Source organism: Erythrobacter sp. JB1-4, assembly GCF_057365025.1.
Genome location: NZ_CP200292.1, coordinates 1,270,268 through 1,291,996, shown reverse-complemented (window position 1 = coordinate 1,291,996; position 21,729 = coordinate 1,270,268). Strand labels below are relative to the sequence as shown.

Annotated in this window: 16 protein-coding genes and 1 pseudogene; 11 read left to right on the top strand and 6 right to left on the bottom strand. The window is 57.5% G+C overall.

The features are described from left to right. The first annotated feature begins 110 nt into the window (after window positions 1-110). From AC0V61_RS05750 to AC0V61_RS05740, 3 genes and pseudogenes are all read left to right on the top strand, one after another. Window positions 111-4,856: an NAD-glutamate dehydrogenase gene (locus AC0V61_RS05750; RefSeq protein WP_486156312.1), complete on the top strand. Its 4,746-nt coding sequence runs from the start codon at window positions 111-113 to the stop codon at window positions 4,854-4,856. Then, a pseudogene (locus tag AC0V61_RS05745) lies at window positions 4,849-6,098 on the top strand (NAD(P)/FAD-dependent oxidoreductase). The gene AC0V61_RS05750 and the pseudogene AC0V61_RS05745 overlap by 8 nt, the downstream one beginning before the upstream one ends. After that, complete coding sequence (locus tag AC0V61_RS05740; RefSeq protein ID WP_486156311.1) at window positions 6,095-7,246, top strand: CaiB/BaiF CoA transferase family protein; 1,152 nt, start codon at window positions 6,095-6,097, stop codon at window positions 7,244-7,246. The pseudogene AC0V61_RS05745 and the gene AC0V61_RS05740 overlap by 4 nt, the downstream one beginning before the upstream one ends. On the opposite strand, the gene queG is transcribed toward AC0V61_RS05740, so the two are convergent. Next, window positions 7,243-8,295 (bottom strand): tRNA epoxyqueuosine(34) reductase QueG, encoded by a 1,053-nt coding sequence (gene queG / locus AC0V61_RS05735; protein ID WP_486156310.1) that lies wholly within the window; start codon window positions 8,293-8,295, stop codon window positions 7,243-7,245. The genes AC0V61_RS05740 and queG overlap by 4 nt on opposite strands. A 70-nt stretch (window positions 8,296-8,365) precedes the next feature. Here queG and AC0V61_RS05730 point away from each other — a divergent pair, with 70 nt between their 5' ends. From AC0V61_RS05730 to msrB, 4 genes are all read left to right on the top strand, one after another. Next, window positions 8,366-9,352 carry an ABC transporter ATP-binding protein gene (locus AC0V61_RS05730; protein ID WP_486156309.1) on the top strand — a complete coding sequence of 329 codons (987 nt, stop codon included), beginning with the start codon at window positions 8,366-8,368 and terminating at the stop codon, window positions 9,350-9,352. Further along, window positions 9,349-10,638: an ABC transporter permease gene (locus tag AC0V61_RS05725; RefSeq protein ID WP_486156308.1), complete on the top strand. Its 1,290-nt coding sequence runs from the start codon at window positions 9,349-9,351 to the stop codon at window positions 10,636-10,638. The genes AC0V61_RS05730 and AC0V61_RS05725 overlap by 4 nt, the downstream gene beginning before the upstream one ends. A 104-nt stretch (window positions 10,639-10,742) precedes the next feature. Next, entirely contained in the window at window positions 10,743-12,092 is a 1,350-nt protein-coding gene (locus tag AC0V61_RS05720) for a cytochrome P450 (protein WP_486156307.1), read from the top strand. A gap of 87 nt (window positions 12,093-12,179) precedes the next feature. After that, complete coding sequence (msrB, locus tag AC0V61_RS05715; protein WP_486159459.1) at window positions 12,180-12,686, top strand: peptide-methionine (R)-S-oxide reductase MsrB; 507 nt, start codon at window positions 12,180-12,182, stop codon at window positions 12,684-12,686. Window positions 12,687-12,699: 13 nt separating this feature from the next. Here the strand turns inward: msrB and AC0V61_RS05710 are convergent, their stop codons facing one another. The 4 genes from AC0V61_RS05710 to AC0V61_RS05695 all read right to left on the bottom strand — a co-directional run bounded on the left by AC0V61_RS05710 (window position 12,700) and on the right by AC0V61_RS05695 (window position 17,423). Further along, the gene (locus AC0V61_RS05710; protein ID WP_486156306.1) at window positions 12,700-14,487 is read right to left on the bottom strand and encodes a hypothetical protein; all 1,788 of its coding nucleotides are present in this window, start codon (window positions 14,485-14,487) and stop codon (window positions 12,700-12,702) included. Between the two features lie 4 nt (window positions 14,488-14,491). Further along, window positions 14,492-14,929 carry a GtrA family protein gene (locus AC0V61_RS05705; RefSeq protein WP_486156305.1) on the bottom strand — a complete coding sequence of 146 codons (438 nt, stop codon included), beginning with the start codon at window positions 14,927-14,929 and terminating at the stop codon, window positions 14,492-14,494. Next, complete coding sequence (locus tag AC0V61_RS05700) at window positions 14,929-16,551, bottom strand: NAD(P)/FAD-dependent oxidoreductase (protein WP_486156304.1); 1,623 nt, start codon at window positions 16,549-16,551, stop codon at window positions 14,929-14,931. Before AC0V61_RS05700 ends, AC0V61_RS05705 begins: the two co-directional genes overlap by 1 nt. A 152-nt stretch (window positions 16,552-16,703) precedes the next feature. Continuing rightward, window positions 16,704-17,423, bottom strand: a complete 720-nt coding sequence (locus AC0V61_RS05695; protein WP_486156303.1) for a PilZ domain-containing protein — start codon at window positions 17,421-17,423, stop codon at window positions 16,704-16,706. Between the two features lie 590 nt (window positions 17,424-18,013). Here AC0V61_RS05695 and AC0V61_RS05690 point away from each other — a divergent pair. Then, entirely contained in the window at window positions 18,014-18,646 is a 633-nt protein-coding gene (locus AC0V61_RS05690) for a tyrosine-type recombinase/integrase (protein ID WP_486156302.1), read from the top strand. Between the two features lie 141 nt (window positions 18,647-18,787). Here the strand turns inward: AC0V61_RS05690 and AC0V61_RS05685 are convergent, their stop codons facing one another. Further along, window positions 18,788-19,105, bottom strand: a complete 318-nt coding sequence (locus AC0V61_RS05685; RefSeq protein WP_486156301.1) for a hypothetical protein — start codon at window positions 19,103-19,105, stop codon at window positions 18,788-18,790. A 219-nt stretch (window positions 19,106-19,324) separates the two neighbouring features. On the opposite strand from AC0V61_RS05685, the gene AC0V61_RS05680 reads away from it, so the two are divergent. The 3 genes from AC0V61_RS05680 (at window position 19,325) to AC0V61_RS05670 (ending at window position 21,716) form a co-directional block, all read left to right on the top strand. Further along, window positions 19,325-20,254, top strand: a complete 930-nt coding sequence (locus tag AC0V61_RS05680; RefSeq protein ID WP_486156300.1) for a LysR family transcriptional regulator — start codon at window positions 19,325-19,327, stop codon at window positions 20,252-20,254. Between the two features lie 102 nt (window positions 20,255-20,356). Continuing rightward, a complete protein-coding gene (locus AC0V61_RS05675; protein ID WP_486156299.1) occupies window positions 20,357-21,130 on the top strand; it encodes a nuclear transport factor 2 family protein in 774 nt (257 codons plus the stop codon). A 70-nt stretch (window positions 21,131-21,200) separates the two neighbouring features. Next, a complete protein-coding gene (locus AC0V61_RS05670; protein ID WP_486156298.1) occupies window positions 21,201-21,716 on the top strand; it encodes a nuclear transport factor 2 family protein in 516 nt (171 codons plus the stop codon). Window positions 21,717-21,729: the final 13 nt, after the last annotated feature.

The window sequence follows — 21,729 nt, the reverse complement described above, 5'->3', positions numbered from 1 at the left end:
AACTGCCCCCCAAGGGCCTGTATTAACGGGTACGATAAGAACACACCGGCATAATATAATTACATAGCAATGCGCCGGGGTTCGTGTTTCAGGAGAGGAGCTCTCACGCGATGAGTGCTAACGACAAGTCCCTTTTGAAGGCGCTGGTAAAGCACCTTTCAGCCTCCATTCTTCCCGGCGAAACGCCTTTGGAAAAATCCGCTATCGAAAGCGCGGCGGCTTTCCTCTTGGAAGCCGGAGCCAAGCGCTTGCCCTCCCGAAGCGCGATTGCGCACGAGTCGGATACGAGCGAGCGGCGGCTGCGCATTGCGATCATTAATGATGATATGCCGTTTCTGGTCGATTCGGTTGCAAACACTATTACAGCAGCAGGCCTCAGTATTGAGCAGCTTCTCCACCCGATTGTCCCCGTCGAGCGTGATGACCAGAACGCTCTCACCGCGATTGGCGGCGCAAAATCGACGGGTGCGCGCGAATCCTTCATCTATATCGAAACGCCGCGTGTCGATGCCAAACAGCGGCGCGAGCTTCTTACTGCCTTGCGCGAAACCTTGGGCGATGTGCGCGCCGCAGTCAGCGATTGGCCGCGTATTCAAGCTACCATGGCGCGCGATGCGCAAGCATTGGCTGAGCACGGCGGGGGCGAGACCGAAAGCGCCAAGCTTTTGCAATGGCTCAATAGCGGAATGCTGACCCAATTGGGGTCGCTCACGCGTGCCCGTAGCGGGGAAGTGAGCGCAGCGCTGGGCATTTGCCGCAAGAGCGCAAAGGCGATCCTTGCCGATGCCTCTTACGAGCGCGCTTTTGCGTGGTTTGAGAAAGGCGGCGAAAATGGCGGGGCGGATACCCAGATGCTCGCCGTCAAAGCCAATCAGCTTTCCAATGTGCACCGCCGTGTGCCGCTCGACGTGTTCCTTGTGCCGGTGAGAGAGGGCAAAAAGGTCACAGCGCTGAACGTGCATGCGGGCGTTTGGACGAGCGCCGGATTGCTCGCTCCACCAGCTCAGGTGCCGGTAATCCGCGAGGCTTTGAGGGCGATGACGGACAGCCTTGGGTTCGATGCAAAGAGCCATGCCGGCAAAGCGCTGGCTCACGCGTTTAGCGTGCTTCCGAGCGACAATCTGCTCACCTTTGAGCAGGATGATATCGCCTCGCTCGCGATGGCGATGATGGGTCTGGTGGACCGTCCGCGCCCGCGCATCATCCTCGTGCAATCGCCACTTGGTCGCCATGTGTTTGCCTTCGTCTGGTTGCCGCGCGACAACCTTTCAACCCAGATCAGGCATCAGGTGCAAGCGCTGTTGACAGAGGCAACCGGGCTCGATTTGCTCAGCTGGAATTTGGAAGTCGATGGTGGCTCGCTTGCCATGCTTCAGTTCCTGTTGGACTCGCGCACGATTGCCAAAATGCCCGATGCGAGCGCGATTGAAGAGCAGCTTGTCGACCTTCTCAAAGGCTGGCCCGAGGCGGTGGAAACGCAGCTTGCCAAGATTGACGAGAGCACCCGTGTGCCCGCGATTGCGCAGCGTTATGCCGAGAGTTTCCCGCCCGGATATCGCCTACGCTACGGTCCTGCCGAAGCCGCACTCGATATTGCGCAAATCCATGCGCTTGCGAGCGGCGATGCCCCTGAAGCGCGCGCCTGCCGCCTGTATAAGCTCGACAATGATACGCGCGGTGATCTGCGCCTGAAAATCTACCACGTGACCGGGCGCGTCGCGCTTTCTGACGCGGTGCCCGTACTTGAGAATTTCGGATTTCGGGTCTTGTCCGAAATTCCAACGCGGCTTGATGAAGGCGCCCTTGGCACTGTCCATGAATACACGCTCGTCTTGCCAGCAGGCACCAAGGCTGACGCGCTTCTGGAGCGTTCGGGCCAGATCGAGACCGCGATTGCCGAAGTGCTCAATGGCGGGGCGGAAAACGATCCGTTTAACCGGCTGGTCGTCTCTAATGGACTGGCAGCGCAAGAGACCGTGTGGCTGCGCGCAATCTATCGCTATCTGCGCCAGACAGGGGCCAATTTCACGATTTATCCCGTGGTCGATGCGCTGGAACGGGCGCGCGATGTAACGGCGGCTATGATCGACTTGTTTACTGCGCTCCATGACCCGGAATTCAAGGGCAACAGCAAGGCGGCTGTCGAGGCGGCGGTGAGCGCTTTTGCCAAGGGCCTCGCCAAAGTGAGCGCGATCAATGACGACCGGCTCTTGCGGCTTTACCGCGCTGTGATCGATGCAATTTTGCGCACCAATGCCTTTGCGTCTGCTGCCGATGAGGCGCTTGCGTTCAAGATCGATTCTGCTCAAGTCCCCGGCCTTCCAAAGCCAGTGCCGTGGCGCGAGATTTTTGTCTATTCACGGCGCGTTGAGGGCATTCACTTGCGCTCAGGCAGCGTGGCTCGCGGCGGGCTTCGCTGGTCTGACAGGCGCGATGATTTCCGCACCGAAGTGCTGGGCCTGATGAAAGCGCAAAAGGTCAAAAACGCGGTGATTGTGCCGTCGGGCGCAAAGGGCGGGTTTTACCCCAAACAGCTTCCTTCGCCAGCCGTGGACCGCGATGCGTGGGCGGCGGAAGGCCGTGCGAGCTATGAGGTGTTCATCCGCACGCTTCTGTCGGTCACCGACAATATCGTCGATGGCAAAGTGGTGCACCCCGATGCTGTGCGCGTCCATGATGGGGAGGATCCCTATTTCGTGGTCGCGGCGGACAAAGGCACAGCGACCTTCTCGGACGTCGCCAATGGCATTGCTGAAAAGGCAGGCTTCTGGCTCGACGATGCGTTCGCAAGCGGCGGCTCCAATGGATATGACCACAAAGCGATGGGCATCACGGCCAGAGGGGCCTGGGTGAGCGTTCAGCGGCACTTCGCTGAGATGGGCGTCGACGTGCAAAAAGAGCCCGTGCGCGTCGCGGGCTGCGGCGATATGTCGGGCGATGTGTTTGGCAATGGGATGCTCTTGTCGAAGGCGATCAAGCTGGTTGCAGCCTTTGATCACCGCCACATCTTTATCGATCCTGATCCCGATCCCGCGAGCAGCTGGAAAGAGCGAAAGCGCATGTTTGAGCTTCCGCGCTCGAGCTGGGAGGATTATGACCCCGCTCTTATTTCCAAAGGCGGCGGCGTCTATTCGCGGTCTGCCAAGAGCATCAAGCTTTCCAAAAAAGCGCGCGATATGCTTGGCCTTGAGGCAGCAGAAATCGGGCCTGATGAACTGATCTCTGCGATCTTGAAGGCCGAGGTTGATCTCCTTTGGTTCGGCGGCATCGGGACTTACATCAAGGCGGAAAGCGAGAACCACATCGAAGTGGGCGATCCTTCCAATGACGCGCTGCGGGTGGATGCCCGCGAAGTTGGCGCACAAGTCATCGGTGAGGGCGCAAACCTTGGCATCACGCAAGCTGGCCGCATCGCCTTTTCGCTTGCCGGGGGACGCTGCAACACAGACTTTATCGACAACTCGGCAGGCGTTGATTGCTCGGACAATGAGGTGAACATCAAGATCGCACTGGCCTCCGCCACCCGCGATGGCTCGCTCACCGAGACCAAGCGCAACAATCTGCTTGCCAAGATGACCGATGAGGTGGGCGAGATCGTGCTGGAGGATAACCGGCTGCAAGCGCTCGCATTGTCGATTGCCGAAGCGGGCGGGGCTTCTGCCAACGCGTCTTACATCCGCCTGATCGAGCAATTGGAAGGGATGGGCGCGCTTGATCGGCGCACTGAGGGCCTCGCCGATAGCGAGACCTATATGCGCCGCGCGGCTGAGGGCAAAGGCCTCAGCCGGCCAGAGCTTGCGGTGATCCTTTCTTCTACGAAACTCGCGTTGCAGGACGCGATTGAGGCGAGCGGGCTGCCCGATGATGCGGAGCTGGAGAGCAACCTTATCGCGATGTTCCCGGAGCCGATGCAGACGAAATTCCTGCCCCAAATCCAAAGCCACCAATTGCGCCGTGAGCTTGTCGCGACCGACCTTGCCAACCGCATCGTCAACCGGCTTGGCCTGATCCACGCGTTCGAATTGCCCGAGGAAGAGGGCGTGAGCTTGAGCGATGTGGCCGCGGCCTTCGTGGTGGTAGAGCGTCTGTTCAACCTGAAAGCGCTGTGGGCCGATATTGACGGGGCCAAAATGCCAGAGCCTGCGCGCATTGCGCTGCTTGATCGGCTCGCGGCGGCAGTGGGCAACCTTATGTCCGACGTCTTGCGGACCACCGGTGGCAGGGTTGAAGTGAGCGCGATGGTCGCAGAGCTTTCGGACGGTGTGACCATTCTTCGCGAACAGCGCGAGGCGCTCTTATCGGCTGAGGCGCTAGCGCGTTCCGAGGCACTTCGCAGCGAATTTGTAGCCCTTGGTGCGCCCGCTGCATTGGCGGGCCGTGTGGCTGATTTGTTTGATTTTGACGGGTCTGTGGGCCTTGCAAGTCTCGCGCTCAGCACCGGTATTGCACCTGCAACGCTCACCCAAGCCTTTGGCGAAATCGGTCAGTGCATCGGCATCGATTGGGCGCAAGGGACAGCTGCGCATATGTCGCCGTCCGATGTGTGGGAGCGCTTGCTGGTCGATGGCCTTGCGCGCGATTTCCAGCACATGCGGATCGAGTTCCTGCGCCGTCTTACCCGCCGCAAAGTGGGCAAGGATGATCCCGCAGGCGCAATCGCCAAATGGGCGGACACTAACGCGCCAGCCATTGCACAATTCCGCTCGATGATTGCCCGCGCGCAAAGCTCACCCCCGTTGCGCCTGCCGCGCTTGCACAGATCGCTGCCCAAGCGCGCAATCTGTTGGAGCGGTAAGCTGGTCGCTTCTGGCTTGACGCGAAGACCGATTTTGGGTGAAGCCGCTTCGCATGAGTGACACGGGACATTCTTCGACGTCGGCTGACGTCGTTATCGTCGGCACGGGCCATGGCGGGGCGCAAGCCGCGATTGCCCTTCGCCAACAGGGGCATGAAGGCTCGATTCTGATGATCGGGCGTGAGGCGAACCCGCCTTATGAGCGCCCCCTTTGTCCAAGGAATATCTCGCAGGCGACAAGACCTTTGAGCGGATAATGATCCGGCCTGAGAAATTCTGGGCGGACAAAAATGTGGAGCTTCGCCTTGGCAGCGGGGTCGCCAGCATCGATTGGATACGCCATTTGCTGACCCTCTCCGATGGCTCAGAAATCGGCTACCGCAAGCTCATCTGGTCAGGCGGTGCGGACCCCCGGCGGCTCGGCATTCCGGGAGCTAACCTTAAAGGCATATTTTACGTGCGCGATAAGCGCGACGCTGATGGAATGATGGCCGCGCTTGAAGCAGGAGCCAAACGTGCCGTGGTGATCGGCGGGGGCTATATCGGGCTTGAGGCGGCAGCCGTCCTGCGAAAACTCAAATGTGATGTTACCGTGGTCGAAATGCAGGACCGCCTGCTCGCCCGCGTTGCTGGCAAGGCGATTTCTCAATTTTTTGCCGATGAGCACACACGCCAAGGGGTTGATATCCGCCTCGAGGAAGCCGTTTCCGAAGTGCTTGGCGAAGATGGTCAGGTCTCCGGCGTCCTCCTCGACGATGGCGAGACGCTCCCTTGCGATATGGTCATCGTTGGCATTGGAATTGTCCCCGCTGTCGCGCCTCTGATTGCGGCAGGGGCAGCGGGCTCAAACGGGGTCGATGTGGACGTATTCTGTCGCACCACGCTTGATGATACTTATGCGATTGGAGACTGCGCGTCCCATGCCAATCCATACGCCGATAACGCCGTTATCCGCCTCGAATCGGTCCAGAACGCCAACGATATGGCGAACACGGTGGCAAAGGCGATTATGGGCGAAAAACAGCCCTACCATGCGCTCCCGTGGTTCTGGTCCAATCAATATGATCTCAAGCTCCAGACCGCTGGGCTTAATATCGGATATGATGACACGGTGCTTCGCGGCGATCCTGAGACGCGCAAGTTCACGGTGGTCTATATGAAAGAAGGCCAGCCCATAGCCTTTGACTGCGTGGGGACGATGAAGGATTATGTGCAAGGGCGCAAACTTCTCGAGAGCGGGTCTGCGAAGATTGATCCTTCCGTGCTTGCGGACACTGATATTCAGATCAAAGAGATGACATGAGCATAGCCCCGCAGGACGGTAAGCCCATGCTTGAAGGGCTCAAGGTGGTCGACCTTACCAGCGTCGTCTTTGGCCCTTATGCCACCCAAATTCTCGCCGATTACGGAGCCGAAGTCACCAAGATTGAGGCACCGGGGGGCGACGTCTATCGCTACGGAGCAAAGCCAGCGAAGACCCAAGGCATGGGACCTGGGTTTATCGCGCTTAATCGCGGCAAGAAGTCCCTTCTGCTCGACCTCAAGCAAGACGCCGATGTTGAGCGTTTGCGCGGCCTCCTCAGCGATGCAGACGTGTTCATTCACAATGTGCGCGAAGAGGCGATAGGGCGGCTGGGTTTCGGCTATGATGACGTCAAGAAACTGAACTCGAATATCATCTACGTACACTGTGTTGGCTTTGGTTCGGGCGGGCCTTATGCGGGGCTGCAGGCCTATGATGACGTCATTCAGGCAGCCACCGGCACGACGTCACTCTTGCCGCGCGTCGATGGGGATAAGCGGCCTCGATACATCCCCTCGCTCATCGCTGATAAAGTGGCGGGACTTCATGCCGCCTATGCGACACTGGCCGCGATCACCCACCGGATGCGCACAGGGCGAGGGCAGTTTGTCGAGGTGCCCATGTTTGAAGCTTTTGCGAGCTTCATGATGAAAGAGCATTTGGACGGCCACACCTTCGACCCGCCCAACAATGACGCGGGCTATGGCCGTCAGGTTGATCCCAATCGTCAGCCTTTCCCGACAAAAGACGGCTGGGTGAGCATCGTGCCCTATATTCTCCCGCACTTCCCGCTGGTGGTGAAGCTTTTGGGGGATGCGGACTTTGCCGCTCAAGAGCGCTGGAAGGAGCCTGCTCAATTGGTGCGCGGCGCGGCGGAGACTTACACCCGGATTGGCGAGCTTTCGGCCATGAAGACTACGGCTGAATGCGTGGAAATCCTACGCGGCGCGAACATTCCTTGCATGCCAGCTGTGGACCTGGACGAGGTGATCAAAGACCCGCATTTGCATGAGACAGGGTTTTTCGAGAAGTCTGTGCACCCCAGCGAAGGCGCACTCTATCAAATGCGCGATCCCAATCGGTTTAGCGATTGGCAGCAGGGCGAGCTGGGCCATGCGCCGAGTCTTGGAGAGCATAACGAGGATTAGGTAAGCTGCGCCTTGGCCCACTTTGCGGCGTCGGCGACTACGGGATCGGGGTCTTTGGTCAGAGGCTCGATTTGGGTGAGCAGTGCAAGGTCCCCGCTATTGCCCGCTGCATAGAGGCAATTCCTAACAAACCGGTCGCGTCCGATGCGCTTGATGGCTGAGCCGGAGAAAAGCTTGCGAAATCCGGCATCGTCGAGGGCGAGCAATTCGGCGAGGCGCGGCGCGGTCAGCTCGGCACGGGGCAGAAATTCCCCTGCCGCATAGGCTTCGCTTGCAAATTTGTTCCAGGGGCACACGGCGAGGCAATCATCGCAGCCATAGATGCGGTTGCCCAGGGCCTCTCGAAATTCCTCAGCAATCGGGCCTTTGTGTTCGATGGTGAGGTAAGAAATGCAGCGCCTTGCATCAAGGGTGTAGGCGGTCGGAAAAGCGTCGGTTGGGCAGCTGTCCAGACATGCACGGCACGAGCCACATTGGTCGCGATGGGGAGCCGAGGGCTCAAGCTGAAGCGTCGTGTAAATCGCGCCGAGGAACAGCCACGAACCATGCTCAGGGCTTACCAGATTGGTGTGCTTGCCCTGCCAACCAATCCCTGACGCCTCACCCAGAGGTTTTTCCATCACAGGCGCTGTATCGACAAAGACCTTAAGCTCAGTTTCGGGCACCGCCTCAACAAGCCAGCGTGCAAGCGCCTTAAGTCGCTTCTTTACGACGTCATGATAATCCTTGCCTTGCGCATAGACGGAGATGCGCGCGCGTTCACCGATTGCGTCCAACGCCATTGGATCAAGCGCTGGCGCATAGCTCATGCCAAGCGCGATGACTGAGCGTGCCTCGGGCCAAAGTCCTTGCGGGGAACGGCGGTGGTGAAGGCGGGTTTCCATCCACTCCATGGTGCCGTGACGTCCCTCGTCAAGCCACTCCTCAAGCCGTTGTGATCGAAGTGAATCTTCCTCAGCAGTCGTGAAGCCAACACTGGAAAACCCGAGCTTTCGAGCCTGCGCCTCGATCCGCTGATTTAAGGTAAGTGTTGCGGCCTCGTTAACCATGCTTGGGGTTGCTCCCGTTCAGTTTCGCGCGTTAACTGCCGTTTTCATGCATATGCAGGTAAATGATCACATGACGCCAGACAATGGCTCGCCTCTTTTCACCACGGTTCAAGCTGATGATCGCCCCCTAGCCATCGAAGCGCGCGGCCTTGTCAAAAGCTTTGACGGCACCAGAGCTGTCGATGGCGTCGATCTGTCAGTGCCCGAAGGCGCGATCTATGGCGTGCTTGGCCCCAATGGCGCAGGCAAGACCACGACCTTGCGTATGCTGCTCGGCATTATTGATCCTGATGACGGCGTGCGCATGATCTTTGGTCATGACCGCCCGCATGATATTGGTCGCCTGATCGGTTACCTGCCCGAAGAGCGCGGGCTTTACCCTGCTATGAAGTCGATTGAGGCGATTGCCTTTATGGGCGCGCTTCGCGGGCTTTCCCTGAAAGAGGGCCGCAAGCGGGGCATGGAACTGCTTGAGCGCCACGATTTGGGCTATGCAGCGAACCGTACCATTCGCCAGCTCTCCAAGGGTATGGCGCAGACCGTCCAATTGCTCGGCACCTTGGTGCACCGCCCGCGCCTTGTGGTTCTCGACGAGCCATTCTCTGGCCTCGATGCGATCAACCAGGGCAAGCTTGAGGGCATGATCCGGGGCCTTGCCGAAGACGGCGTGACGGTGATTTTCTCTACCCACGTCATCCACCATGCCGAGCGTCTGTGCGAGGGCGTCGCCATCATTGCAGGGGGCAAAGTGCCTTATGCGGGCAGTGTTGAAACTGCTCGCGACCGTATCCCGGCGCAGGTCCGCCTGGAAACACGCGCGAGGGAAGGCGGATGGACCGCAGCGCTTCCCGAAGAGACACGGCGCGAAGGCGATTTTTTCTACTTCCCGCTTCCTGAGAGCGGGATTGAACCCTTGTTGAAAACGCTCATCGAAGGGGATGCGGGCATTCTTTCACTCTCCATTGAGCGCGCAGGGCTTCACGATGCCTTCGTCTCGATTGCTGGCGAGGCCGCTGCCCGTCAGCTTGAGGCCGATGCACAGGGGGATGGCAAATGAGCGCCTACGACGCATCGAGCGGCACCAGCCCGCGTCTCTCCCGCCTCGAAGCCGCTTGGGTCATTGCCCGGCGCGATTTTGTCGCTGTGCTCTTCAGCCGCGCCTTCCTCTTCTTCCTTATCGGACCGCTCTTCCCCGTCCTCGTCGGAGGGCTAGCAGGCAGCATCGGCAGCCAGAACTCCCAGCAAGCCGCCGCCGTCGAAGTGGGCCTTGCGATGAGCGCTGAGGACAATGCCGCCATGATCGCCGCGCGCGATCATTTGGTGCCGCAATTGGGTCGCGCTGCGCCAGTCTTTGCTCAGGTTAGCGAGGCGAATGAGGACCCCAATTTCGATCCCAGCACCTACATGGAGGAACGTCGTGGCAACTACGCAGCGATCGTGACAGGCACGCCTGCTGAGCCAGAGCTGGTCGGCACCGAAGGTCAAATCCAGCGCTGGAAAGGACCGGTTGAACTCATCGCTGCCGAGGCCACACAAGCAGGGCGCACAACAATCCCGTCGTCATCCTCCCAAGTGGTCGCCTCAAGCGCTGCCTCTGACCGCTCCACCCGCATTCAAACCGCGACCGCTGCACAATTGGTGCTGTTCCTCTTGACCATGCTGCTTGCCGGGATGGTCCTGTCGAACCTCGCGGAGGAAAAGGGCAATAAGGTTATCGAAATCCTCGCCGCTGCTATCCCGATGGATGCTGTCTTCATGGGCAAGCTGTTTGCAATGCTTGGCGTCTCCTTTGTGGGGATCGCCGTGTGGGGCAGCGTTGGCTGGGCGTTTTGGGCGGTTGCCGAAGGCGCGATCACCACTGTCACCCAGACCGATTTCCGCAATTTGCCGGGACCTGCTGTGGGCTGGCCGTTGTTCATCACTCTCGGCGTTTTCTACTTCTCGATGGCGTATCTTCTGCTCGGCTCGCTCTTCCTCACCATTGGCGCCATGGCGAGCACGGTGCGCGAGGTGCAGACGCTCTCCATGCCTGTCACCATGCTACAACTGATGGTCTTCTTCCTCGCCGCCGCGACCTTGGGCGATGCAGGTTCGGGTCTTGAGCTTCTCGCGGTCGCTTTCCCGCTGTCCTCACCCATCGCGATGCTCGCCCGCGCGGCTCTGGATGAGACGCTTTGGACCCACGCCGCAGCGCTTGCATGGCAGGCGATGTGGGTGGTGCTGCTCGTCAAAGGTGGCTCGATGCTCTTCCGGAAGAAGGTCATGAAGTCGGGCGGGGCGGGCACCAAAAAGCGCCGCTCCTTCTTCGCCCGCAAACGCACCGAAATGGAGCCAGCTGAATAGGTGGCGGATCACAACTCATATTGACATTACTGTCAGTTAGGGCAGGATGTTAGCTGAGGGGAGAGTGCGGGTGGAAGAAGTCGTGCCTCCTACAGGAGAGAGACATGGCAACCGTAGCACCCCAAAGCCCTATGGCGCGACCAGAAGTGCGCACTTCGCCCACCGCTTATGAAGCGATCACGCAGCATCTTGCTGAGCACCCTGAAAAGCGCTTGGAGCACCCGCATAAGTGGGATTTGAGCCGCTCGGATATCTATTACGAAGATAAGTGGCAGCCCATCGTTGCCGAGATGCAAAAGGCAGGTCCGCTGCATTGGATTGATGACAGCCCCTATGGCCCGCATTGGGCGGTTGTCGGCCACAAGGCAATCCAGCATATCGAAGCCTTGCCCGAAACGTTCTCTTCAAGCTGGGAGCATGGGGGGATCACCATCCTCGATGCGCCAAGCGATGAGGAACTGGCCGAGGCAGGCACCGAGCGCCGCGAATTGCCGATGTTTATCGCAATGGACCGTCCACAGCATACGGGCCAACGCCGCACTGTCGCGCCTAAATTCACCCCGTCTGGCATGACCGCGATGGAGCCGGAAATTCGCAAGCGCACCGGCGAGCTCCTTGATTCCCTGCCGCGCGGTGAAGTGTTTGATTGGGTCGATAAGGTCTCGATTGAGCTTACCACTGGTATGCTCGCAATCCTTTTTGGTTTCCCATGGGACGACCGCCGCCTGCTCACCTTCTGGTCGGACTGGTCTGGCGATACTGAGCTTGCCTCCATCCGCGAGCTTGATGAAATGCGCTGGAGTTTTCTGCATGAGATGGCAGCTTATTTCCAATCTCTCTGGATTGAGCGCACGCAGGATAAAGAGCCGGGTGATGATCTCATCTCGATGATGATCCACTCCGAAGCGATGAACCAGATGCGCCCTGAGGAGTTTATGGGCAATCTCATCCTGCTGATCGTTGGCGGCAATGATACGACGCGCAATTCGATGAGCGGCTTTGTCCATGCGCTCGACAAATTCCCCGATCAGCGCAAGATCTTCGAACAAGACCCCAGCGTTATCCCGAACGCGGTTCAGGAGATGCTGCGGATGCAAACGCCGCTTGCTCACATGCGCCGGACCTGCACCGAGGACACTGAGGTGTTTGGCAAGACGATCAAAGCGGGCGAAAAAGTCGTGCTGTGGTATTTGGCCGCGAACCACGAGGAAGAGGTGTTCGAGGACCCGCACACACTCAACCTCAACCGCGACAACGCCAAGCGGCACATCGCCTTTGGTTATGGCATTCACCGCTGTGTCGGCGCGCGTTTGGCAGAGCTGCAATTGCGCATTCTCCTCGAAGAAATGCATGCGCGCCGGATGCGGGTGCATGTGGCGGGCGATGTGGAGCGGGTGCGCGCAAACTTCGTGCACGGCTTCCGCAAGCTTGAGGTCGAAATCACCGAATTCTAGATTGTGGTGTAACCTTTTCGCTAATTGGTACGTATTCACTGGGTGAAACCAGTGTTTATGAGACCTTCTGATATGACCGATACAGATATGCCCAATGCAACCGCCAACCGCCGCTCGTTTCTTGCGACTACCGGTATTGTCGCGGTGCTGCCATTCCTAAGCGCCTGCGGTTCTGAGGTGAAAGCGCGCACGGCAAGTGGCAACTTTCGGATCAAGAAAACCGAAGCACAATGGCGGCGTAAACTCACGCGCAATGAGTATTACGTGCTGCGCGAGGCAGGCACCGAGCGTGCCTATTCCTCGCCCTTGGACAAGGAAAAGCGTCGCGGCGCTTTCGTATGCGCAGGCTGCGGCAACAGGCTTTATTCAAGCGCCCATAAATATGACAGCGGCACCGGTTGGCCCAGCTTCTGGCAGCCAATCGACAAGGGCGCGGTGGGCACATCGACCGACTATAAAATCGGCTATGCCCGCACCGAAGTGCACTGCGCGGATTGCGGCGGGCATTTGGGGCATATCTTTGGTGATGGGCCCAAGCCAACAGGCAAGCGTCACTGCATCAATGGCGTGGCGATGGACTTCATTGCGGCATAGGCCGCAGGGGTTTTTATTCCTGCTTAATCCGCCAAAGCTTTAGCCCGTTGTCGTCAGGAACTTCGATTGGCTCCAGCCATTCGGGCACGTCGCCTCTGGCCAATTGCGGAACGAAGCCATCCTTTGCGATGCTGGCGTAAGTCTGCGCCTCGTATAGCGCGGGGCACATGGCCACATAGCTTGAACCGCGTGTCGTGAGCGTTTTGCGCGCCTCATCGGGTGTGCCAATCGCGGTTTCGATGAGCACTTTCATCGCGTGGTGCCCACGGTGGTGGCCGGTGGCGATAACGCTGTGGTTGCTGACCAGAAGCAGCTCTGGCGCGATATCGAGAAGCGCGTAGATTTCGCCTTGGGGAAGCCTTGCGAGAACGGCGCGCGCGTCTTGAACCCGGCAATCGGCCACACGGATAGGCACATCTTCAGCACCGCCAACAGAGGCCCGCACTGGCATGGCGCTGGTCAAGAGAAGCGCAGGGATCGCAGGCAGAAGTGCGCAGGCAACACCGACCATGGCGGCCATGCGGGGAAGCGGGTTTTCCATCAATCGGATGGCTTTGAGCCAACGCCGCATTTGCCATGCGACTAGCGGGCTGGCGAGAACGCAGGCCACAGCGCCGGTGCGCGCGACGCAGATGGAAATTGCAAGAGCACCGCCAAGTATCAGCGCATAGTCGGTCCAAAACGGGCGAAGGCCATCGTGCGAGCGCTGTGCGAGTTGGATTGCGGCATAGATCCCGATCAGCGGCGCTGCGAGATATTGGAGCGCAATGGCGAGCACTTGCTCCCACAAAGGCCGGCCTTCGAGCACGTTGGAGAGCCAGATTTCGGCGACCAGCGGATCGACCTGAGAAAAGCCTCCGCCGGTCGCGCATTGCGGTGCGGCGCTGAGCATCATGATTAGCGCGCCTCCGCCTGCGACCGCGAAACCTGTCAGAGTGATGGCGAGGGTTGGTCTTGCTGCTTTAGCGAGCAGGCTCAAGATCACGGCTCCCCATGCGAACATTGCCAAATGAACCGGGCCTACTGCGTCGCAGTAGTTTGCCAGATCATTGAAGCCTCGGGTGAGCGCGAAGAGGGCGATGCTTACTGCCGCGAGGGATTGGATGGCGCTCGTCAGCCAGGCCTTTGTCGAAGGGTCGCGCAGCCAGCGAAGGCCTAGCACCGCAAAGGCGATGGCTGCGAGTGGAAGCCCTTCGATTGAGATCGAAAGCCAAGCGGCAAAGCCCGCTCCAATTACCCAGCCTCCCATACGCGGCGATCGTGCGAGTAAGCCGTTCAATGCCGCTAGAGCGCAGACCATTTGCCAGCCGTGGTGGTCAATCCGCATGGGCGACAATTGGAATAGGACGGGGATCGAAATCACGATTACCAGCGCCGTAAAGATCGCTTCCTCATCGCCCCAAAGCCTCCACGCAATCCGCGAGGCAAGAAGCATGACGCAAGCGAGCGTGATAAGCGGGACGATAACGATCGCGGCACTTTCAGCGGCGGCACTGCCGACAAGCGGGGTGAGCGCCATAATGACGAGCGCGAGCGGGATATCGACAAGCCGCGACCAATGCATGGCTACGCCGCCGTTTGCGCTATCCACGCGGTATTGGCTGACATCAAACCAGCTCTGACCGCCCAGAAGATCGCGCACTTGGATTAGGCGCAAAACATCGTCAGGATCGGAGAAATGGAGACCTGTGATCGCGCTCCAATTCACCGCGATGAGGAAGGCGCTTACCAGCACCCAGCCAAGGCCTGCCTTGGCAAGAAAGCTTAGCGGAAAGGCGGCTCTGCGGCGCTCTTCGAGCATGGCACTAGGCGCTTTTGACCGGCGAGTTGTCCTCGCGGAACACGATTTTCGCGCGGATCACCCAGGTGGCAATAAAGCTCACGGCAATAGCGACAAGTTTCGCTGCGCGCGGGTCAAACCCGCTCCAGTCTGCTGCGCCCACAATCGCGGTAGTAAGTCCCAAGCCCACAATCGCCGAGAACACGAATAGAGCTTTTTGCTTGGAACGCTCATTGCCGCTCGTCGCAACCCGGTCCTGAAACACCGCGCGGCTGGACATAAGCCAATGCGCCAGAATGCCAAGCGAATAGCCAAGAGCCGAAGCAGGTGCTGCCATCACTCCCAGCGCCATGAACGCAAGGAAGCTCCCAAAATCCACCGCAAGCGCGCCAACGCTTGCGATCAGATACCGCACAAAGCGGACATCGCTGATCTTGAAGATGAGGGGGCGGCGATAACGCATTAAGCGCGTTTCCGAGTCTCTTGAGAAAGCTCGTCCGCGACAATCCGCTCTGGCACACCGCGAAGCGAGGTGAGCGCTGCGACTTGGTCTTCGCTGAGAGGCTTGGTCTCTTCGCTGGCAGGAAGCGCCTTCTCAGCGCCCTCATCGCCCGCCTCGTGATATTCAGCGTCTTCGTTGACGCACCACGTATCGTATACGCGCTTGCCTGCGATGATGTTCTCGACCGTGAGCATCGCAGTCATCATCGCGTGGTCTTGGTTGTTATAGCGGTGCATCCCATTGCGACCCACAAGGTGCAGACTTGGATGCTTTTCTTCCAATTCGAGGCGCATCGCATCGACATTGGCTTCATAGTCATCGTCATACACGGGATACGCCTTCTCCTGACGCACAACCGCGCCAGAGACGACCTTCGCCGGATCACAAAGGCCCAGAATTTCCATCTCGCGGGTGGCTTGAGCGATCAAATCTTCATCGGAGGATGACCACAGCCCATCGCCTTCAAAGCAGAAGTACTCAAGGCCAACACAAGCCATGCTCTCATCCGGGATCATTTCAGGCGACCACGAACGGAAGTTCTGTACACGGCCCACCTGGACCCGCTCGTCATGGATGTAGATCCAATTGTCAGGGAAGAGGTCCTCGCTCTTCACCATCAGAGCCACGGTCAAAAAGTCGCGGTAACGCAGTTTGTCCGCTTTGAGCGTGGATTGCGGCAGCGGGTGAATACGCTTGGAAAGCTCGCGCATCGGCGCTGAGCTGATCACGTTCTTCGCGCGGATTGTGGCCGAGCCATTCGCGCCCTTGGCGCTCATCGACCACTCATAGCCCTCATCATTGGGACCGATTTTGGCAAGCCGATCAAGGCCGTGTCCCATCAGAACTTCGCCTTTGCCGGTCGCCAGAATGTGATCACGCGCCGCATCCCACATCATACCCGGACCCAGCCGAGGATAACGGAAGGTTTCAAGCAGGGTCTTCACCTCCTGCCCATCGTTGGGCTTCTTGTTGAGGCCAAGTGAGCGCTTAAGCCCATCGGTAACAGCGCCCCAAAGCGATAGGCCCTTGATCCGCTGAGCCGCCCAATCGGCGCTCATCTCATCGCAGGGCATCCCCCACACCTTCTCAGTGTAGGTCTTGAAGAAGATCGAATAGAGCTTTTTGCCGAATTGATTGGTGGTCCAATCCTCAAAGCTTTTGACATCCTTGATCGGGAAAAGCTTATATTTGAGATAGCTCGCCATGCACAGCGTCGAGCGGAAAATCCCAAGGTTCCAAAGTGCTTCGAATGCGCGAAGAGGGTAGGAGTAAAACACACCCTCGTAATAAATGCGGCTCATCCGGGGGCGCTGGATAAAGTCGTCGGGCAGGATCTCATTCCAAAGGTCGACCACCTCTTGGCTCTTGGAAAAGAACCGGTGCCCGCCAATGTCAAAGCGATAACCCTCGTGTTCAACCGTGCGGCTTATCCCGCCGACGTAAGTCTCATCTTTCTCGATGATGACGACCGATTTGCCCTGTTTGGTGAGCAGATATCCGGCGGTAAGCCCCGCTGGCCCCGCGCCGATGATCGCTACATCGCAGTCTAAAGTTCCCGAATTATCAACGCGGCGCTGCGCCATGTTTGGTCCCCGTTTGAGCGTCTGATCTGCACCTTTGCGATCAGCTCACACAGGGAAGTGAAGGAAATTGGTTAGCGAGGAGTAAACATCCTTGCGAAAACCGGTAAAATTTGACCGTTTTCCTTTGCGGCCGACAAGGTCACTGTGCACCCTCACGGCTCGGTCAAAAGGCTCGGACACTGCAGTCGCGCGGCAAGCTTGGCAAATTCTTCAAGCGAAAGGGTGTTCTCAAACACGACCCCATAGGCATCATCGCGCCGCCAACGCACCTTTGCACCAACCTCGCCAAACTGGATGTCTTCCTCAGGGCATTCAACGCGCAGACCTTGATCAATGGCATAGACCCCCTCGCATGAGAAACGCGCGCCTTGTTGAGAGATATTCTCCACGATAGCTTCATATTGGCCATCCAGTGACGTCACTTTGACTGGGAAGATTAGGTCAAGCCTGATGCCGCGCTTGGGAAAAGCGGTGTCCTCTGCAACGAATTGATCAATGTCGATTTTTTGCGTGAACGCAAAACCTGCCTCATTGCCTTTGTGCCAGACTTGGCGAATGATGTATGACTGGCCGTTCGACATTCGAAGTTCGAACGGCTCTCCTGTGGGAGGTGCATGAAATAGCCGCAGTCTTACGCCTGTTTCAGACACATCGCGGACCACGCAAACGAACTCACCTTGGGAACTTACCAGTCTGGCGGCTCGAATGAACAGCGTGTAGCGGGTCGCACGATTGTATTGAGCGTCAGCCCCGCTGTTGTGTGGCATTGATTGTGCTGGCGTGGTGGATACGCTTGGCGCGGGCGCAACTGGAGTGTCGGCAACTTCGCTATGCCTGTGTGCTCCAAACTGGTGTTTTGCTGCGTAATCCATAATCCCGCCGCCTGCTGGGCCGACCCTGAGAGGAGTGGTCTTGTACGCTTTATCAAGCGCGCCCGAATTTGCATTTCGGGGCTATCGTCGCAGGGTTAAGGAGCCAAGAACTGCATCAACGCGATGGTACTTAGACCCGGTGTCGACGCTTTAATGATCGGGCATTTGTGCCCCGACGCCCAGACCCCGAATCATGCAGAGGCAAGCCGACAAACCCAATGGTGCGGTGGTAGGACTCGAAAAGCCCCCATAAACCATTATTCTTTAAAGGCTACCATGCTTTAGGCACATGTTGATGCCACCAATTCTGCCCCCAAAGATCGTTCGCCTAGAACTTCGCAAGGAACTGCTGGGAACCAATCGAAAGGCAACGAGGAAGATTGTTTCAGGCCACACTGTAGAACGTTGCATACGGATGTACTTCCGCGAACAGCAAGAACGCGGGCGAAAAAAACCGCTTGCTCCTGATCTTTGAACGCGGAGTTCCATCCGGATTCAGCTTTGCGCACCAACCCAAGACGTACCGACCCGAGATCTTAGATCCTGAAAGCGGACATTCCTCGTGGCCATTCCGGCCAAGGAGAATGACAATGACTTACTCACACTTCGATCCTGCTGCTCAAAACAGAGTGCCTTGGAACTTCGGCGCTAAGATCGGTCCCAAGCGTCCATTCAATCAAAAGCAGATCTGGGCGATCCGGTTCTTTCTTGATCGCGAAGAGCGCATCAGAGACCGGGCGCTGTTCGACTTGGCGATTGATAGCAAGTTGCGAGGTTGTGATCTCGTCGAGTTGAAGATCGGCGATTTGGTTAGTGGTCCGGAAATCAGAACGCGAGCGACTATTACACAACGGAAGACTGGTCGTCCCGTTCAGTTCGAGATTGCGGCGGACGCTCGGTCTAGCCTGCTCGTATGGCTCGAGCTTCGCGGTGGCTCAACCGAGGATTTTGTGTTTCCTAGCCGAGTGGATCATTCACGGCATCTCAGCACGCGGCAATACGCTAGGCTGGTCGATGAGTGGGTTAGGGCCATCGGCCTGCGACCAGAGGAGTACGGCACCCACTCACTGCGCCGAACCAAAGCTTCGATCATCTACAAAGCCACAGGCAATATCCGGGCAATCCAGATATTGCTTGGTCATTCCAAGATCGAGAACACGGTTCGTTATCTAGGCGTCGACATTGAAGACGCTCTCACACTCGCAGAAAAGACGGAAATCTGACTGATGTTGGGCGCCAGCTTCGAGCAGGCTGGCGTCCGCTCCTGGGGGTGAAAGCGGATGTGGGCTATATTTGTTTGTGAGTTCAGCCGCTTCTTTGGCTTCACATGACTGCGAAGCCGAGCCAGAGTCCTTCAGGCAGTGCTACCGAGCCATTGGCCAAAGCTGGCGAATGGCGATGGTGTAAGGAATGAATGCAAGAAAGATCATCGCAGCTGTGTATCCAGTGATCCCGGTCGAATCCATTTGCGCAAACAGTATTGCGTCGAGCAAATCGCCCGCCTCAGTGATGAACCGCATGATCAGCACAACCACCAGCATCGCAGCCGAACGCCGATAAAGCGCGAAGGCGGTTATCACAGCGGCGGCGATGTTGCGCACGGCATATTTGAACAACCCTGTTTCAGTTTCGGTTCCGTCTGCAAGCGTAACCGATCCAAGGTCAGGACCTACCAGGGTCATCACCGCGTTCCCTAACGGCGCCCCGATCATAAGGATTATCCCAAACCAGATTATCCATATCGGGATTGTGTCTTTGCTGGGTGCTGCGACATTTTCCATCATTGGCTCCTCTCACATCCAGCCCAAGGCCGGTCTGCTCATTTCGCAATTATCAGCTGGACAATTTTGCTCCTTTCTTAGCTGCTAACACCCTGCTATTATCCGAGAAAGATGCTAAAAATGTATCTCTATTATACGGATTTCGGAACAATTCTGGACTACCTTCGCCACATCGCGGTCTTCTCAAGAGTCGCTGAGCACGGCTCGTTCACCAAGGCGGCTAAGAGCCTCGGTATCGCCCCTTCTAGGGTCAGCGAGTCGGTTGCCAAGCTGGAAAGCCATATCGGTTTGACGCTTATCAATCGCACCACGCGCACGATTGCTCTCACCAGCGAAGGGCGCCGTCTCTATGACGATACGGCAGAGCTCATGGATGGGGCAGAGCACAGTATTAAGGCACTGCAAGGAACAGAGTTACAGGCGCAAGGATCTCTGCGAATTGCCTTGCCGACTTACTTGTCATCCACGCCAATTACTCAGGCGATAGGCCGGTTTGTTGTGGTCAATCCGCAGGTCCATATCGAAGCTCATTTGAGCGATCGACACTTTGATCCGATCGAAGATGGCTATGACATGTGCGTGCGCGCCGGCCACTTCGACAAACGCAAAGTCAAGTCCCAAGAGCTTGGTGTGTTTGAGCGCGCGATTTGCGTTGGCAAAGGCTATCTTGATGAGCACCCGCCTCTAGCACATCCGCAAGACCTGACCGGCTGCGATTGGATCAATTACCGCCACCGCAAACGCTCTTACGAGTTAACATCGCGATCGGGTAAAACCACAAGGTTGTTGATCGAAGACCAAGCCCGACTTCAAGTCGACAACATAGAGGCCTTGTACAGCTTCGCATGCATCGGCGCAGGAGTGGCCGTCATGCCATTGGCGCTTGTCGAACGAGGCGTTCGAGAAGGAAAACTGGTACGGTTGTTCGAGGAATGGACCCTCCCGCAGGTGAGATATTCAGCCATTTGGAATGATAATTCCCGGCGACAGAGTTTGGTGCAGATCTTCGTCAGTTTCTTGGCAGACCATCTAAGCACAAGGCAGACCTAGACCCGGCGCATTCCGGATCGAGTAATAGTCTCTTACACGAATCACGCCTTATCGATCCAATCCGACTCGTCTACTTAGGCCCCTTGAATTGGAGGGAGACGAATGGGACAAGGTCTCGAAAACGTTCGAAAAATCTATCTTGAAGGTATTGCTGGCGGTGATGCGCGGCGGGCGGTGGAGCAGTATACGGGCCACCGGTACACGCAACATTCCACTGGCGTTCCAGATGGCGCTGAAGGGTTTCTGGCGTTCTTTGAACCTTTCCTTGAGCGCAACCCAGAACGCGAAATCAGCGTCGTACGATTGTTCGAAGATGGTCCGTGGGTGTTTTGCAGCGCCTATCAATCGCTGAATGGTGGCGATGCCAAATGGGTTACAACCGACATGTTTTATTGCGGAAGCGACGGACTGATCCTTGAGCATTGGGATACGATCGCCGCTTATGTCGAGGTCACCGACACCAAGTCAGGTAATGACATGGTTGGCGGTCCTAGCACGGTCGATGAAACCGCTGATACAGCGACGACAAAGGCGCTGGTCCTCGAATACACCAAACAGGTTTTGCAAGAAGGCGACGTGACCAAGCTCGATCACTTTGTCGCCGCTGATCTTATTGAACGCGGCGCTGCGATTGGCGCTGGCCGTGCAGGCCTTGCGGATTGGATTGGCTCTGATGATTTCGGCTCTTACGAGTTTCTTTTCAATCTCATTGGTCAGGGTGATTTTGCCATGACCTATGGCAAGCGGCACGTGCGTGGAAAGGACGTGGCGGTCTTCGACATATATCGTGTTTCAGGTGGTAAAATCGTCGAGCATTGGATGAATGAAGAAGAAATTGGCCCTCGAGAGAGCTGGGGTAACTCAGGCAAATTTTAGACAAGAACACCGGACGAACGTGCGCACGATTGTAGTGTGCGCACATGATATTACTATGGAGAGAAGAAGAATGAATCTTATTCACGCAGCAGCCGCCTCGGCCCTTTTGCTGGCCGTGTCAGCATGCAACGATGCTGGTGCGTCAGATGGAAATGCTGCAGCGCCTGCTGCCAGCGCTGAGGTGTCAGAAGCTCAGCAAATAGCAACGCAATTTCTTGAGGCTGCGGGAAGCGGCGACATGGATACCCTCTCCAACCTGATGGCCGATGATTTTGTGTGGCACAATGAGGGTGACCGGACCCTGCCCTGGATCGGGAATTGGGAAGGTAAGGAAACCGTTCTTGGCACCTTCCTGCCTGCTTTCGGCGCTGGCTTGACCACGACCAGCTGGTCAACCGATTACACCTTCGTCAACGGCGATGATGTAGTCTTCATGGGCACCATGAGCGCGACAGCCAATCCATCAGATAACGAGACCGGTGTCTTCTCTTGGGCGGTGCGCGTCCATGTTGAGGGCGGTAAGGTCAAAAGCTGGAATTGGTTCGAAGACAGCTTCGCCGTTTCCAAAGCATATCACGGCTCATAATCAGGCCAACGGG